Below are 14799 nucleotides of genomic sequence, written 5' to 3'. Positions count from 1 at the left end.
AGTATAAATTGCCAACTCTTGTTTAATATTCAATAACCTTAAATAGTAAAATAATATGAAAAGATTTAATGAAGTAAGAGACCTTATCGCTTCTTTAGAGGGAGATTTCGAAAAATTCTACGACAAAAAGAACCAGGCTGCTGGAACTAGAGTAAGAAAAGGAATGCAAGACCTTAAAAACCTTGCTCAAGAAATCAGAATCGAGGTTCAAGATATCAAGAACAAAGGTTAATCTAACGATTAATAAGAAACAAAAAAGGGATGACTAAATCATCCCTTTTTTTGTGTCCAATATTTTATATTCTTCTGCGATCTGTGTCCGAAGTGTTTCGCTAGCTTCTACCAATGGAAGTCTGAGTTTTCCATTACCAATACCCATTTGTTGCAACAAGGCTTTCACTCCTGATGGGTTACCTTCTGAAAATATAAGTCTCAGCATGTCTTCCATATCATTGGCCATTACTTTTGACCTTGAATAATCTCCTGCCAGAGCAGCATTTACCAAGTCAGAAGTATGTCCCGGAAGCGCATTAGCGATTACTGAGATGACTCCTATTCCGCCACACTTAATAAAAGGCGTAATCAAATCATCATCACCTGAAGTTAGAATGAAATCATCAGGCATCTTTCTAGCAATTTCTTCAGCTTGAACTACTGTATCTCCTGAAGCTTCCTTGATTCCTATAATATTTGGGTGCTGAGCAAGCGCTATCACTGTCTTAGTTACCATATTCACAGACGTTCTTTTCGGCACGTTGTAAAGGATAATAGGCTTAGGAGCTACATCTGCTATGGCTTCATAATGCAATTGCAGCCCTCGCTGTGATGGCTTATTGTAAAAAGGACAAACCACTAGAAAAGCATCTACTTCAGTATCAAAATTCTTAAATTTAGTAACCAATGCCTGTGTATCATTTCCTCCCAATCCATAAACGATGGGCAGGTTTTTTGTGTTTTTTGACTTTACAAATTTCAATACTTCCAACTTCTCTTTTCCTGTCAATGTAGGAGATTCTGCTGTAGTACCCATGACCACTAGGTAGTCAACTCCACCTTCACTCACATGATTGACCAATTGTTCGAGTGCATCAAAATCCACACTCAGGTCATCCATAAATGGCGTCACCAACGCCACACCAGTTCCTCTAAACTTATCCATTTCTTACATTTGTTAAATAGTGATATACTTGCTCCAGGTATGATGCATATTGATTATCAGTTGGGTTGATCATCATTTCAAAATATTGATCTTTACCTTCTTCATATCTACCTACCCGGCATTTGGCTCTTGATCCTGCTAAAATATTTTGCGTGTATTTGTTTTGATTCCAATCTAAACTAACCAAAAAATCAAAAGGTTCATTCTTAAATTCGCTTACAGTATGCTTTGACCAATTGCCTTTAGCATTTAAATCTTTCTCATTAAAATAGGCATATCCAGGATCACTTAGTTTAGCAGCCACAGGCACAAAGGTCATCTTGCTAATTTGTTTTTTATCCGATTCGAATTTTGCAATCAATTCCTCCACTAATTCTTGTGATCTATTCTCATCCAAACTATACAACAAACCTATCTTTTTAGCTTCCTTGTAAGCATCAGACACACGAATGGCGTCATTCTTTTTTAGTGCAAGAGCTGTTTTAATTTTTAAAAGTAATTTTCTAATCATATTTTAAGTATCAGTTGATCATCTGATCAAAGTCAGATTCGGAGATGATATTGATATTGAGTTTTTCAGCTTTTTCTAACTTAGCCGGACCCATTTTATCACCAGCCACAAGGTAATCTAGTTTTCCTGAGATAGAACTTACTACTTTTCCTCCATGGTCTTTTATAATTCCTTTGAGCTCATCTCTTCCATATTTTTCAAACACACCAGATATCACAAAAGACTTTCCACCAAGTACGTCACTACTGGTTTGAAACTGACTTTCGTCGATTTCAAAATGAAGTCCCGCAGTTTTCAATTTGGTAACTAATGATCTATTCGCATCTTTAGAAAAATACTGAATCAAACTTTCAGCAATACGATCACCAATTTCTGGTACAGCTATTAATGCATCAAAGTCTGCCGCCATCAAGGCATCCATATTTTTAAAATGTATGGCCAGTTTTTCCGCCACAGTTTTGCCAACAAATCGAATGCCCATTCCAAAGAGCACTTGCTCAAATGGAATCTGTTTCGATTCTTCAATTCCTTTCAATAGATTCTTCACACTTAAGTCCTGAAAACCTTCTAGGTCTATCAGGTCTTCATATTTTAACTCATACAAATCTGAAATATCTTGGAGTAACCCTTTTTCAAAAAGAACCTTAATCGTCTGTTCTCCCATAGAATCGATATCCATGGCTTTACGATGTATGAAATGTTCAATTCGCCCTTTGATTTGGGGTGGACATCCTTCGATATTTGGACAGTAATGATTGGCCTCTCCTTCATACCGGACTAACGGCGTCTTGCACTCAGGACAGCATTCTATGTAACGCAACTCCTGTGAATCCTTTGGTCGAAGGGCCAAATCAACTCCAGTAATTTTAGGAATGATCTCTCCTCCTTTTTCTACATGGACTTGATCTCCAATTCTGACTCCAAGCCTTTGGATTTCATTGGCGTTGTGGAGAGAAGCTCTTTTCACAGTAGTTCCAGCCAACAAAACAGGTTCCAACTCTGCCACAGGGGTAACAGCCCCTGTACGTCCCACTTGATAGGTTACTCCATTCAATCTTGTTGTAGCACTTTCTGCTTTGTACTTATAAGCAATCGCCCACCTTGGATTTTTGGCTGTAAATCCCAAGTCATTCTGTTGTTTTAGACTATTGACCTTAATCACTATGCCGTCAGTTTCAACCGGCAACTCATGGCGCTTCTCCTCCCAAAGAGAAATGTACGCTAGCACTTCATCTATATTCTTACATTTCTGATAAGTCGGAGAAACATTAAATCCCCATTTAGCTAATGATTCCACGGCATCGGAATGTGTAGGGACGGCATGGCGATCCGTCATCAAACTGTATAAGTAACAATCCAATTTTCTCGAGGCGACCACCGTTGAATCTTGCATTTTCAGCGTACCAGAAGCCGTGTTTCTGGGATTAGCCAAAGGCTCTTCTCCATCAGCTATTTTTTGTTTATTCAGCTCCTCAAATACATGATTGGGCATAAAAACTTCACCGCGTACTTCAAAATTTTCAGGAATATCATTCGCAGATAAAGTCATTGGTATGGATCGAATAGTTTTAGCATTAGCCGTCACATTATCGCCTTTGGTTCCATCACCACGTGTTACCGCCCTGGTCAACGATCCATTCTCATAAGTTAAACTTAAGGCTACACCGTCGAACTTCAACTCACAAACATATTCATAAGATTCTCCTTCCAATCCTTTGCTTACTCTCGCATCGAAATCTTTCAAATCTTCTGACGAATAGGTATTCCCCAATGAGAGCATGGGATATTTGTGCGTAACAGTTTCAAAATTTTTAGTGATCGTACCACCCACTCGCTGCGAAGGCGAGTCGGATTTTTTAAGTTCTGGAAACTCGATTTCCAGCTGAATAAGTCTGTTTAGCAGCTGATCAAAGTCATAATCTGAAATCTCAGAAACACTTTCCTGATAGTATTTCTGGTTATGATAATTGATCTGTTCACTAAGGGATGCTATTTCTTTTTTTGCCTCTTCTACCGACATGGATTTTCACTATTCTAATATGACAAATCTATAAAGACTTTAGCTTTTCAAATCGTGTTATGTTGAATTATAAACATCTATTTTAAAATATTAACTCAATTGATAATAATTGTTAATGGATTGACGAATTCAGATTTACGATTCAAGAATTGAAAATTCAGATGTCCTGAGTAATCGAAATTTGTCAATCAAAAATTACAATTCAAACTCCATCTGAATAATATCTGATTCAGTATTGAAAATCCACAAGGAATCGCCGGATATACCTTATTATGTCTAAATTTGCAACTTCAAAAAAATCAAATCGCTTTGTCGAATATATTAGCAATAACAGGCCGCCCAAACGTAGGTAAATCCACTCTATTCAACCGACTTGTCGAGAGAAAAAAAGCCATCATGGATGATGAAAGTGGGGTTACGCGTGATCGTCACTATGGCTTCGGCCAATGGAATGGCAAGTACTTTACCGTGATTGACACAGGCGGATACGTGACTGGCTCTGACGATATATTCGAAGAAGCCATCAGAGATCAGGTAAAACTAGCTTTAGACGAAGCCAGCGTCATTCTTTTTATGGTGGACTGCCACGATGGCATGACGGATATGGACAAGGACTTTGCCAATATCCTGAGGGAATTGAAAAAGCCTGTTTTCGTCGTGGCCAACAAAGCGGACAATCCAGATTTGACTTTGATGTCCAACGAATTTTATGGCCTTGGACTAGAAAGCGACATTCATGTGATTGCTTCTACCAGTGGTTCTGGAACGGGTGACTTACTGGACGCTGTAGTTGAACATTTCGAAGATAGTGATGTAGAGAACCCAGAAGAAGGTGTGCCGAGAATCTCCATTCTAGGTAGACCAAATGCTGGTAAATCATCTTTCTTGAATGCGTTACTGGGAAAGGACAGATCTATAGTCACAGATATTGCAGGTACGACCAGAGACGCAATCAATACGCGATACAAACTTTTCGGCAAGGACTTTATTCTCACAGATACAGCCGGAATCAGGAAAAAATCCAAAGTCAAAGAGGACATCGAATTTTATTCTGTACTTCGTGCGATTCAATCACTTCAAGATAGCGATGTGTGTATCGTTATGATAGATGCAGAAAGAGGATTTGAAGCGCAGGACATGAATATCATCACCCTGGCTGATAAGTACAAGAAAGGCATCATGATCATGGTCAACAAATGGGACAAGATCGAAAACAAGGACAACAAATCGACTGATAATTTCAAAAAAGAGATCCTAGAAAAATTAGGAAATCCCCTTTCTTACATTCCAATTATTTTCACCTCAGTCACTGAGAAACAAAGAATTTTTCAAGCGATTGAATTAGCCATAGAAGTAAACACCAACAGAACCAGAAGAATCACAACTTCTGAACTCAATGATGCGATGCTAGCTGAAATCGAGCACTATCCCCCACCAGCACTCAAAGGCAAGCACATCAAAATCAAGTACGTCACACAACTACCTACGAGAACACCTTCATTTGCCTTCTTCTGTAACCTACCACAGTACATCAAGGAGCCTTACGAAAGATTCTTAACGAATAAGTTACGTTCGCATTTTGATTTCCGTGGTGTTCCAATCAAAATCTACTTTAGACAGAAATAAGATTGTCAGAGGCCAAACATCGTCGATTGTTTGAAAACCACTTGCCCGAAAAGGCAGTGGATTATTGCTACTCGCTTTGGAGTGAGCTGGGATTCAATTTCCGAATTACTCGAAAACGGCAATCTAAATATGGAGACTATAGGTTTGATCCGACCACTGAGTCGCACACGATCTCGGTCAATCACGATTTGAATCCCTATGCCTTCTTAGTGACTTACATCCATGAAGTAGCACATCTTTTCACTTTCGAAAAGCACAAGCGAAGTGTTTCGCCACACGGACAGGAGTGGAAACTTCAATTTAAAAAACTGATGCTACCTATGCTACGAGAGGACATCTTTCCCATGGATGTACTAGGACCTTTAGCAAGGCACATGAAGAACCCAAAAGCGACCAGTACATCGGACAAGGCTTTGTTTATTGCACTCCGTAATCACGACGAAAATAAAAGTGGTCTCCTACTTCGAGAAGTAGAAACTGGAAGTAAATTTCTTTTCAACAAAAAGGTCTACAGAAAGCTAGAAGTTCGCCGTACTCGAAGTCTTTGTGAGCTCACCAGCAATCAGAGAAAATATTTGATTTCGGAAACGGCTCCTGTGCAGGTTTTTAAGAATTAAGCTTAACCCGTCATGCCGCACCTGTTGCGGCATCCTTATAAGACACAGCTGCTGTATATTCAGGCAGATCATACAACAAGTGTGCGAAGGAGACCTACCAATCAAATCTATGCTGTTAGAAACTAGCACCTCAAAATTGCCACAGAGCGAAGAATTGATTTATTTAGTGGATAAATAACTTATTATACATGAAAACCAACCTGATTTTCACCCTTCTTTTTATAGCATTAGGCTGTTCTGAAAACAAGAGCTTTGAAAGTATTCCTTGTTCCACAAGTGACATATCTGAGAATAATAATCTACGACAGATATTCAAGCCTTGTCCTCAATTCATCTATCAAGCTAAATATTGGGATGAAAACTACAATCTGATTTCTGATGAGTACATCTCGATTATGGCAACTGGAAAAGATTGGGAACATCAACCCGAAAGTCAGGATGAAATTGTTATTCAATACGATTTTAAGGAAAATCAAATTGATAAAATAGATAGATTCAATATAAATAGCCAACTAACTCATTCTTGGGAAGAGAAAACAACAACAGGAATTATTGAAAATGGCAATCTTACTTGGATGCATCCTATTCGACAAAATCAATACAATTTCACAGAAATCGCTCCTTTTCCTTCGGTTAATTTTCCATTAGAAACAGGAAAGGAATGGGAATCGAATCTAAACATCCATGAAGGCTGGGGAGATTGGTCTAATTCAGAAATAAATAACCAATATAAAGTCATAAGTAAAGACTCTATCCAACTTTCTATTGGCAACCTTGAGGCATGGCATATAGGCAGTATAGGATATGCTAAATTTGGAAATTCTTATCACGATTTTTGGTATAACGTCGATTATGGATTCGTGAAAATGATCATTAAAAATTATAAAAATCAACTTTTAAAATTTGAATTGGTTGAAGTAATCGAATAACTCAAACCACCCCACAAAGCGCATACAACACCCTCGCTCCTACATTGGCATTCCATTCTTTGTCATCGGATTGCGGAGCTACTTCACAGAGATCGAAGCCTATTATTTCTCTACCTGAGGACTTGACTTGATTGATCAGATATACTGCTTCTTCATACGCCAAACCACCTGGCACAGGCGTTCCAGTCCCTGGACAAAGCGACGGCTGAAGCCCATCGATATCAAAACTGACATATACCTTATCAGGCAACTGAGCAACCATTTCTTTACACAAGGATTGCCATGTCGTACCTTCAAATTGTTGCCATTTCAATTCCTGATCAAAATAAACTATTACTCTTGGGTCTGCTTTGACTACAGCCATTTCCTCCTCGCAAAAGTCGCGAATGCCTACTTGCACCAATTTAGAAATAGAAGGAAGCTGCAAGGCATTGTACATGATCGAGGCGTGAGAATGTTGAAAGCCTTCGTAAGCCTTGCGCAAATCCATGTGAGCGTCAATTTGGAGTATCCCAAAATCATCATGTTTTTCACTCAGCGCTTCCAGGTAGCCCAGCGGACAGCTATGATCGCCACCTAGCAAGCCGACGGTTTTGCCTTTATTTATATAATTTAAGGTTTTGACTTTGACTTGATTCTTAAGGCCAGTAGTCCCACTGTTCACTGACTCAATGACTTCAGCAGCTTGAGTATAATCGCCTCCAGCTTCAAGTACCTCTATATACGGCTCCACTAAAAGTCTTAAATCTTGACTCTTGCTTCTATCCATCTTATCTATCGGAGCCATCCAAATCCCCTGCTTCCAAGGTGCCTCTTTCCCTACTACCTCTAGATCCAGTTGTGCAGATGCATCAAGAATAGCTTGAGGGCCGTCAGCTGTACCGGCAGAATAAGAAACTGTCGCATCCCAAGGCACGGGAAGAATGACAATAGAAGAATCATCTTCTGTAAAAGGTAAACCGAAAATCGATCCTTTGACTCCTACTGCGCTAGGATCGTAGTTGGAAGAGTTAGCCATTGGAATCAGATCTGAGCTGGACGAACTGGTTTGTGGTATTTCACCAAATCCATCGTCTTCTCTGAAATTTCAGCCCAAGACCCATCGAACTTTAAATGAACCAATCCTGCTGGCGAAACATTTCCAATGACCGCTCCGCTCACATACTCGGCCAAGTAGGTAATAGCAGGATTGTGTGCGACAATCACCACTTTATTATTTTTATCCTCTAGCTCATTGATCACTCGAAGTAAGATGCGTGTGGATGACTCATAAAGGTCCTCCAGATAGTCCACATTTACTGGATCATACCCCAATTGCTCACCTATCAAGGCCGTAGTAGTTCTGGTTCTAATAGCCGTACTAGAAATGATCAAATCTGGAGTACCAAGCAATTCAGCCATCATTTTACCCAATTTAGAAGCATCTATCTCTCCATCCGAAGTGAGTGGTCTTTCGATATCCTTGATATCAAAATTAGTTGAGTCCGCCTCTGCGTGCCTGACTAGAAAAAGTTCTTTGTTCATCTGATGTAATCCTTCATACAATTAGGTAATTTATTTAGAAATCTAAATTTCGTATTTGCTAAAATCAATTTTTTTTATTCATCTTTGACGCTTTTAGAAATTAATTTCAAATTCTATGTCGAAGAATCTGGTAATAGTAGAGTCGCCTGCCAAGGCGAAAACGATTGAGGGGTACTTAGGTAAAGACTATAAAGTAGCATCGAGCTATGGCCATGTCAGAGACCTACAGAAGGGAAACAATGCCATTGACATAGAAAATGGATTTCTGCCTACCTACGAAGTCTCTAAAGATAAAAAGGATGTCATCAGAGACTTGAAGAAATTAGCCAAGAACGCCGAGACGATCTATCTAGCAAGTGATGATGACCGCGAAGGAGAAGCCATTTCTTGGCACTTACAAGAGGCATTAAAATTGGATGAATCCAAAACCAAGAGGATTGTCTTCCATGAGATTACAAAAAATGCCATTAGTAATGCCATCAATAATCCAAGATCACTAAATGTGGATTTGGTGAATGCACAACAAGCGCGTCGAGTTTTGGACCGTTTGGTTGGTTTTGAGCTATCGCCAATTCTTTGGAAGAAAATTAAAACTGGTTTATCTGCTGGAAGAGTTCAGTCTGTTGCTGTAAGGTTAGTTGTAGACCGAGAAAGAGAAATAGATTCTCATACTGCTATCTCCTCATTCAAAATAACGGCAGAATTCTCATTAGAAAAAGGCAAAATATTAAATGCTGAACTCCCCTCTAAATTCAAGACAAAGGAAGAGGCTGAGTCTTTCGTCAATGATTGTGTTGGTGCGTCATATGACATTCAAAATTTAGAAAAGAAACCTGGTAAAAAAACTCCTGCGCCTCCGTTTACCACTTCTACCCTGCAACAAGAAGCGAGTAGGAAAATTGGGTTTTCTGTTTCACGTACGATGAGCGTAGCACAAAAGCTCTATGAAGCGGGTAAGATCTCTTACATGAGAACAGACTCATTGAACTTGTCTGACGAAGCAATTTCAGGTGCAAAAAAAGAAATTTCATCGAGTTATGGAGACAACTTCGTGAAAACCAGAAAATTCAAAACCAAGAATGCTTCTGCACAAGAAGCTCACGAAGCTATTAGACCAACAAATTTTTCTGAAAGACACGCTGGAAATGACGATAGCGAAAGAAGATTATATGAATTAATTTGGAAGCGAGCCATCGCTTCTCAAATGGCAGATGCTGAAATCGAAAAAACAGTTGCCACGATAAACATTTCATCAAGAAAAGAAAATTTAACCGCTTCTGGTGAAGTAGTCAAATTCGAAGGATTTTTAAAAGTCTATACAGAATCAACGGATGATGAAAATGAAGAAGAGGAAAACAAAAGCATGCTGCCTCCATTGGAAATTGGTCAAACGCTTGACTTAAACCAGATGAAGGCTCGAGAAGGGTTTAGCAGACATGCAGCTAGATACACAGAAGCTAGTTTAGTGAAAAAATTGGAAGAGATGGGTATTGGTCGTCCTTCTACCTATGCGCCGACCATTTCCACTATTCAAAAAAGAGAATATGTGGTGAAAGAGGCTCGAGATGGTCATGAAAGACATTATGCTGAAATTATCTTAAAAAATGATCAAGTAACCAGCACTCAAAAATCTGAAATCACAGGAGCTGAAAAAAATAAATTATTTCCTACCAATATCGCTATGATCGTCAACGATTTTTTGGTGGATTACTTCCCGGATGTCATTGACTACTCTTTTACAGCTAACGTTGAAAAAGAATTCGATGAAATAGCTCACGGTCAAAAAAATTGGAATGCCATGATTGAATCCTTCTATGGAGGATTTCATAAAACCGTGGAAGAAACGGAGCAAGTAGAGCGTTCAGAGATTGGCAAAGTACAAGAACTAGGAAACGATCCCGAAACGGGAAAACCAATTATCGCTCGAATGGGGAGATTCGGTGCAATGGTTCAAATGGGCGAAACTAGCGAAGATGAAGATGCAGAAAAGCCTAAATATGCCAGCCTCAGAAAAGGTCAATTCCTTGAGAGCCTGACGCTGGAAGATGCACTTGAACTTTTCAAATTGCCGCGGGATATTGGCGAATTTGAAGGTAAAATAGTAACGGTCGCGATCGGAAGATTTGGCCCTTATGTTAAACATGATGATAAATTTATCTCTCTAGGAAAAGATGAAGATCCGATGACATTAAGTTTGGATCGTGCCATCGAATTAATACGAGCCAAGCAAAAAGCTGATGCTCCTGTTGCTTTTTACGATGAGCTTCCAGTTCAAAAAGGCGTGGGACGATTTGGACCATTCATCAAATGGAATGGCATGTTCATCAATGTGAACAAAAGATATGACTTTGACAATTTAAGCGAGGAGGATATCATTGAACTCATCAAGGAAAAAATCCAAAAAGAGATCGACAAGGTGATCCACAATTGGGAAGAAGAAGGCATTGTAGTAGAAAAGGCAAGATGGGGAAGATCAGTTATCAAAAAAGGAAAAGTGAAAATTGAACTTCCTAAAACAGTAGATGCAGCTGCATTAAGCTTAGATGAAGTACAGGCGATAATTGAGAAGAATGCACCAGCTAAGAAGAAAAAAGCACCAGCTAAAAAAGCCGCTACGAAGAAAAAGACCAAGGCTAAGAAGAAATAGGATTTGCTAGACTAGTAAATCCACATCTCTGATCAGTATCCTTCTTCTGTCAAAATTAATGATGTTCTTATCCTTGAGTTGATTCAATGTGGTGGTCACTGTTTGCCTAGAGGTACCAGTCAGATTAGCAATATCTTTGTGAGTGAAGTTGTTTTGAATTAATGTTTCAAAACCTACTTTCTGACCACTTTCAACGGCCAATTCTTTTAAAAATTCAACTATGCGAGTTCGAGAGTCTTTCGATGTAATCGACTCAATTCGCTTGTCCAGTTTCTCTATTTTACGCCCCATCAGACCCAACACTCTCATAAATAAAGATTGGTCCGATTTAGCAGCATCTAGCAGTTCTCTAACGACTAGCACTCGAATCGTGGTGTCATTCGAAAGGACACGAGCATATTCAGACCTTTTATCCTCCTCTACCAAAGCCATCTCTCCAAAAATGCTACCTTCACTCAGAATTGATTTTACAACTTCATGTCCAGAAACATCTTCTTTGGCCAATTTCACACTCCCCTTCTCAATAAAATAAATTAAATCTGAAGGTTCGTTTATCTTAAATACATAATCATCTTTCTGATAGACAATTTGGCTCGAAGAAAGTATTCTTTCTCCATACTCTAGAAGTATATCTGATCCATTGTTCTTCATATTCTTGAGGTATTTTTATTTTGACCAACTAAATACATTAACACCCCAATTATCAATTACCACTACTAGCACTTGAAAGAGAAATACTCTTTAATTCCAGTCAATCATTGAGATTATCTACAACGCTTATATATTTGCCTATATCTTAAAAGATGACTTACTTATATTTAAAATCCCTTCACATCATTTTCGTGGTTACCTGGTTTGCCGGATTATTCTATATGGTAAGGCTATTTATTTATACTACGGAAGCATCGCAAAAAGAAGAACCTGACCAATCGATTCTACTAAAACAGTTTCTTTTAATGCAAAGTAGGCTTTGGTATATTATCGCTTGGCCTTCAGCCATCATTACATTAATCGTTGGTACCTGGCTGGCCATAGAAAGCGGCTTCTGGACTATGCCTTGGTTTCACCTGAAGGTATTATTTGTACTTGGGCTTTTTCTTTACCATTTCATTTGTCAGAAATTATTCTCTCAAATGAAACATGGCATATTTAAGTATTCTTCCACCAAACTTCGTATCTGGAATGAGGTAGCCACTTTATTACTCTTTGCTATAGTATTTATTGTGGTCCTCAAAAACACGTTGAGCTGGATTTGGGGAGTGGTAGGTATTTTTGTAATTGGTATGATGTTAATGCTTGGGATCAAGATTTATAAAAAACTTAGAAATGATTAAAAATACATTATCCTCTCTTCTTTTATTCTCAATTGCCATCCTGACTACCTATTGTAGCCAACCTTACGGCAAAAATGAATTACCAATCATGGGGAGGAAAAAAATTGTAGAAAAAGAAGTGGAAGGCAAAATAGTGATGGATACTTTGGATCATATGATTGCAGACTTCGCTTTCTATGATCAAGACAGCACATTAATTACTAATGCGACTTTCAAAAACCAAATCTATATCTCTGATTTTTTCTTTACGTCCTGCCCTACCATTTGTCCAAAAATGAAAAAACAAATGCTTCGTGTGTATGATAAATTTAAAAACACCTCTCAGGTAGCCCTGCTGTCTCATACAATAGACCCAACTTTTGACAATGTACAAGTACTTAATGAATATGCAGAAGCACTTGGTGTTGAAAGTTCTAAATGGCACTTCGTCACAGGCGATGAAGATGAAATCTACAAATTGGGAGAAAAAAGTTATATGGTAACAGCTGGTGAAGACGACGATGCTCCAGGAGGGTACATCCATAGTGGTGCTTTTTTACTTATCGACGATGAAAGAAGGATTCGCGGCGTTTATGACGGCACCATGCCAGAACAAGTAGACATTCTGCTATCGGATATCGATTTATTACTCAAAGAAGTGTCTGACAAAAAGTAATGAGATTTAAGATTATCGTAGCTGCAATTAGCTTTTTTATTTTAAGCTGCAGACCTGACAATAAATACTCCGGAAACCAAGCAATCAAATTTAATCAGTATAAATTCCAAGGAGAGCAATTATACATTTCCCATTGCCTCAACTGTCACCAAAAAGATGGTTCAGGATTAGGCAAATTGATCCCTCCCCTTACCACTGATTTCATTTCAAAACAACAGGAAGTGGCTATTTGTGGAATTAAACATGGATTGCAAGGCCCTCTTACGGTCAACGATACCCTTTACGATGGGATAATGCCGAACAATCCAAGACTCACTCCGCTCGAAATCGCAGAAATCATGACTTACATAAGCAATTCTTGGGGAAATGATTTTGGTATGGTCACCACATCAGAAGTAAACAAAGCATTAAAAAAATGCAATAACTAATTAAAGTTCAGCATGTATTTTTCTGCCTCATCTTTTGAGTTGAGCATATCTTCTCTCACTTTTTGAATGCTTTTGCGTTGCTCATTGAGATACTCCATTACTTCTCCATGTGGTGTTCCTTCCCTGAGCTGTTCAAATTGTCTCATCCATTCCATCATTCCTTCATTGGCATCTTTCAAGTTTTTCGAAAGGTTTCTCAGTTGCTGTATCTCAGAGGAATTATCATTCAGAGAATCTAGAGCAAGAGAATCCGCTTTTCCTGAAAGTTCTGAGGCTAAAGCTCTAAGGTTTCCCATTTTTGGCATTACCTCGTCGTGCACGAGCATCACTTGCTCAAACAAGGTTTGTTGCTCTTTCTTATCTGAATTACAAGCCACTATTGTGAATGCTAATACAATTAAGAAGAATGAACTATATATTTTATTAATCATCTGTTCTAATAGTTAAATAATGACAAAGGTAAAAAAATCATAGCCTCCAAGTGGATAATCGCACCTAACAATTCATATTTTGATTAGGCCTCTTTTATTTGTATCTTTAGTAAGAATTAAAAATTACTAGCTATGGTTTCTATTCTCTTATTTTTTTCAGTAAGTATATTGGGTGTTTGCTATTATAGGTACAAGACTATCCTTAAAAAGCAGCATCATAATTAAATTTTTCCATTTACCCCCTATTCTCAACCGATGCCAAAATTCGATCTATCTGTTTTACATGATGATTGTAATGATCTTCTAGAAAAGCAATAGTCTGAAGCAGAGAAAATCTGCCAGCAAATGGGTGTTTGAATATCAATTTATCAATTGACTCTTCAGGAAAAGTTTCGATTAATTCTTTTATTGATGCTCTATTCTTTTCAAACTGCATTTTCAACTCTTCAAAAGTTATTTCGGTAGAAGGTTCAGGCAATTGTTTTGGCATTTTATATCTGAGAGGTGAATCAAGCAACCATTTCAGCAGTTTTGAACGAACAGAAGACGAGATGTTTTTCACACCAACATCGTCCAACCCTTGCATTTTCTTTTGGATGTATCTCAATGTCCCAAATTCTGAATTAGATAAATGAGCTAATACCTGATTGACAGACCATTTACCTTCTTTTTCTGGAATAGAAAACAACTCAGGATTCAAATTATCAAGTCTATTTTCAAGCTCAATTCGTTTCAACTCAAACAAATCAAAAGCAGCTAATATATCATTTCGAACTATCATAAGAGAAATTTAAAAATTTAGAGTAAATCCTTTAGTACCTTTTTTAATATGCGTCAAAGTTCATTTCAAAGGCCTGTAATATTTGTATTTTTCAAATACCATACGTAATCTGATGCTCTTTATTTAATATGAATTAT

General features: G+C 38.2%; 16 protein-coding genes. 8 read left to right on the top strand and 8 right to left on the bottom strand.

The features are described 5' to 3' along the window. Positions 1 to 55: 55 nt before the first annotated feature. Positions 56 to 232 carry a histone H1 gene (locus ABJH98_RS06435; RefSeq protein ID WP_348178874.1) on the top strand — a complete coding sequence of 59 codons (177 nt, stop codon included), beginning with the start codon at positions 56 to 58 and terminating at the stop codon, positions 230 to 232. A 33-nt stretch (positions 233 to 265) separates the two neighbouring features. On the opposite strand, the gene dapA is transcribed toward ABJH98_RS06435, so the two are convergent. From dapA to ligA, 3 genes are read right to left on the bottom strand one after another with little or no spacing between them, the layout of a single operon-like run. After that, the gene (dapA, locus tag ABJH98_RS06430; protein WP_348306812.1) at positions 266 to 1159 is read right to left on the bottom strand and encodes a 4-hydroxy-tetrahydrodipicolinate synthase; all 894 of its coding nucleotides are present in this window, start codon (positions 1157 to 1159) and stop codon (positions 266 to 268) included. Next, positions 1152 to 1670, bottom strand: coding sequence for a hypothetical protein (locus ABJH98_RS06425; RefSeq protein ID WP_348306811.1), 519 nt, complete (start codon positions 1668 to 1670; stop codon positions 1152 to 1154). The genes dapA and ABJH98_RS06425 overlap by 8 nt, the downstream gene beginning before the upstream one ends. A gap of 10 nt (positions 1671 to 1680) precedes the next feature. Beyond that, positions 1681 to 3690: an NAD-dependent DNA ligase LigA gene (ligA, locus tag ABJH98_RS06420; RefSeq protein WP_348306810.1), complete on the bottom strand. Its 2010-nt coding sequence runs from the start codon at positions 3688 to 3690 to the stop codon at positions 1681 to 1683. A gap of 309 nt (positions 3691 to 3999) precedes the next feature. Between ligA and der the strand changes: the two genes are divergently transcribed. From der to ABJH98_RS06405, 3 genes are all read left to right on the top strand, one after another. Continuing rightward, positions 4000 to 5316 (top strand): ribosome biogenesis GTPase Der, encoded by a 1317-nt coding sequence (gene der / locus ABJH98_RS06415; RefSeq protein WP_348306809.1) that lies wholly within the window; start codon positions 4000 to 4002, stop codon positions 5314 to 5316. A gap of 2 nt (positions 5317 to 5318) precedes the next feature. Then, positions 5319 to 5933 carry a SprT-like domain-containing protein gene (locus tag ABJH98_RS06410; protein ID WP_348306808.1) on the top strand — a complete coding sequence of 205 codons (615 nt, stop codon included), beginning with the start codon at positions 5319 to 5321 and terminating at the stop codon, positions 5931 to 5933. A 188-nt stretch (positions 5934 to 6121) separates the two neighbouring features. Beyond that, positions 6122 to 6862, top strand: a complete 741-nt coding sequence (locus tag ABJH98_RS06405) for a hypothetical protein (RefSeq protein ID WP_348306807.1) — start codon at positions 6122 to 6124, stop codon at positions 6860 to 6862. A gap of 1 nt (position 6863) precedes the next feature. Here ABJH98_RS06405 and ABJH98_RS06400 read toward each other — a convergent pair whose 3' ends face one another. Together ABJH98_RS06400 and ABJH98_RS06395 are read right to left on the bottom strand one after the other, a co-directional pair. Then, the gene (locus ABJH98_RS06400) at positions 6864 to 7880 is read right to left on the bottom strand and encodes an agmatinase family protein (RefSeq protein WP_348306806.1); all 1017 of its coding nucleotides are present in this window, start codon (positions 7878 to 7880) and stop codon (positions 6864 to 6866) included. Positions 7881 to 7885: 5 nt separating this feature from the next. Further along, complete coding sequence (locus tag ABJH98_RS06395; RefSeq protein ID WP_348306805.1) at positions 7886 to 8386, bottom strand: histidine phosphatase family protein; 501 nt, start codon at positions 8384 to 8386, stop codon at positions 7886 to 7888. Positions 8387 to 8501: 115 nt separating this feature from the next. Between ABJH98_RS06395 and topA the strand changes: the two genes are divergently transcribed. Next, positions 8502 to 11033: a type I DNA topoisomerase gene (gene topA / locus ABJH98_RS06390; RefSeq protein WP_348306804.1), complete on the top strand. Its 2532-nt coding sequence runs from the start codon at positions 8502 to 8504 to the stop codon at positions 11031 to 11033. A gap of 6 nt (positions 11034 to 11039) precedes the next feature. Here the strand turns inward: topA and ABJH98_RS06385 are convergent, their stop codons facing one another. Continuing rightward, positions 11040 to 11684, bottom strand: coding sequence for a Crp/Fnr family transcriptional regulator (locus ABJH98_RS06385; protein ID WP_348306803.1), 645 nt, complete (start codon positions 11682 to 11684; stop codon positions 11040 to 11042). A gap of 152 nt (positions 11685 to 11836) precedes the next feature. Here ABJH98_RS06385 and ABJH98_RS06380 point away from each other — a divergent pair, with 152 nt between their 5' ends. Genes ABJH98_RS06380 through ABJH98_RS06370 form a run of 3 tightly spaced genes read left to right on the top strand, consistent with a single transcriptional unit; the run spans position 11837 to position 13450 of the window. Next, the gene (locus tag ABJH98_RS06380; protein WP_348306802.1) at positions 11837 to 12367 is read left to right on the top strand and encodes a CopD family protein; all 531 of its coding nucleotides are present in this window, start codon (positions 11837 to 11839) and stop codon (positions 12365 to 12367) included. Beyond that, positions 12360 to 13022 (top strand): SCO family protein, encoded by a 663-nt coding sequence (locus ABJH98_RS06375; RefSeq protein ID WP_348306801.1) that lies wholly within the window; start codon positions 12360 to 12362, stop codon positions 13020 to 13022. The genes ABJH98_RS06380 and ABJH98_RS06375 overlap by 8 nt, the downstream gene beginning before the upstream one ends. Beyond that, positions 13022 to 13450 (top strand): cytochrome c, encoded by a 429-nt coding sequence (locus ABJH98_RS06370; RefSeq protein WP_348306800.1) that lies wholly within the window; start codon positions 13022 to 13024, stop codon positions 13448 to 13450. Before ABJH98_RS06375 ends, ABJH98_RS06370 begins: the two co-directional genes overlap by 1 nt. Here the strand turns inward: ABJH98_RS06370 and ABJH98_RS06365 are convergent. Together ABJH98_RS06365 and ABJH98_RS06360 are read right to left on the bottom strand one after the other, a co-directional pair. Next, positions 13447 to 13881 carry a hypothetical protein gene (locus tag ABJH98_RS06365; protein ID WP_348306799.1) on the bottom strand — a complete coding sequence of 145 codons (435 nt, stop codon included), beginning with the start codon at positions 13879 to 13881 and terminating at the stop codon, positions 13447 to 13449. The two genes, ABJH98_RS06370 and ABJH98_RS06365, sit on opposite strands and share 4 nt — an antisense overlap. A gap of 235 nt (positions 13882 to 14116) precedes the next feature. After that, positions 14117 to 14662, bottom strand: a complete 546-nt coding sequence (locus tag ABJH98_RS06360) for a DinB family protein (protein ID WP_348306798.1) — start codon at positions 14660 to 14662, stop codon at positions 14117 to 14119. Between the last annotated feature and the right edge of the window lie 137 nt (positions 14663 to 14799).

This window comes from Reichenbachiella sp. (genome assembly GCF_039969095.1).
GTDB lineage: Bacteria > Bacteroidota > Bacteroidia > Cytophagales > Cyclobacteriaceae > Reichenbachiella.
This window is presented reverse-complemented; position numbering and strand designations above follow the sequence as displayed.

Excerpts from the sequence above, each read along its gene's own strand:
- ABJH98_RS06405 (WP_348306807.1), top strand. The coding sequence starts at position 6,122 with ATGAAAACCAACCTGATTTTCACCCTTCTTTTTATAGCATTAGGCTGT.
- topA (WP_348306804.1), top strand. The coding sequence starts at position 8,502 with ATGTCGAAGAATCTGGTAATAGTAGAGTCGCCTGCCAAGGCGAAAACG.
- ABJH98_RS06375 (WP_348306801.1), top strand. The coding sequence starts at position 12,360 with ATGATTAAAAATACATTATCCTCTCTTCTTTTATTCTCAATTGCCATC.
- ABJH98_RS06380 (WP_348306802.1), top strand. The coding sequence starts at position 11,837 with ATGACTTACTTATATTTAAAATCCCTTCACATCATTTTCGTGGTTACC.
- ABJH98_RS06435 (WP_348178874.1), top strand. The coding sequence starts at position 56 with ATGAAAAGATTTAATGAAGTAAGAGACCTTATCGCTTCTTTAGAGGGA.
- ABJH98_RS06425 (WP_348306811.1), bottom strand. The coding sequence starts at position 1,670 with ATGATTAGAAAATTACTTTTAAAAATTAAAACAGCTCTTGCACTAAAA.
- ABJH98_RS06385 (WP_348306803.1), bottom strand. The coding sequence starts at position 11,684 with ATGAAGAACAATGGATCAGATATACTTCTAGAGTATGGAGAAAGAATA.
- ABJH98_RS06365 (WP_348306799.1), bottom strand. The coding sequence starts at position 13,881 with ATGATTAATAAAATATATAGTTCATTCTTCTTAATTGTATTAGCATTC.
- ABJH98_RS06370 (WP_348306800.1), top strand. The coding sequence starts at position 13,022 with ATGAGATTTAAGATTATCGTAGCTGCAATTAGCTTTTTTATTTTAAGC.
- ABJH98_RS06360 (WP_348306798.1), bottom strand. The coding sequence starts at position 14,662 with ATGATAGTTCGAAATGATATATTAGCTGCTTTTGATTTGTTTGAGTTG.
- dapA (WP_348306812.1), bottom strand. The coding sequence starts at position 1,159 with ATGGATAAGTTTAGAGGAACTGGTGTGGCGTTGGTGACGCCATTTATG.
- ABJH98_RS06395 (WP_348306805.1), bottom strand. The coding sequence starts at position 8,386 with ATGAACAAAGAACTTTTTCTAGTCAGGCACGCAGAGGCGGACTCAACT.
- ABJH98_RS06400 (WP_348306806.1), bottom strand. The coding sequence starts at position 7,880 with ATGGCTAACTCTTCCAACTACGATCCTAGCGCAGTAGGAGTCAAAGGA.
- ligA (WP_348306810.1), bottom strand. The coding sequence starts at position 3,690 with ATGTCGGTAGAAGAGGCAAAAAAAGAAATAGCATCCCTTAGTGAACAG.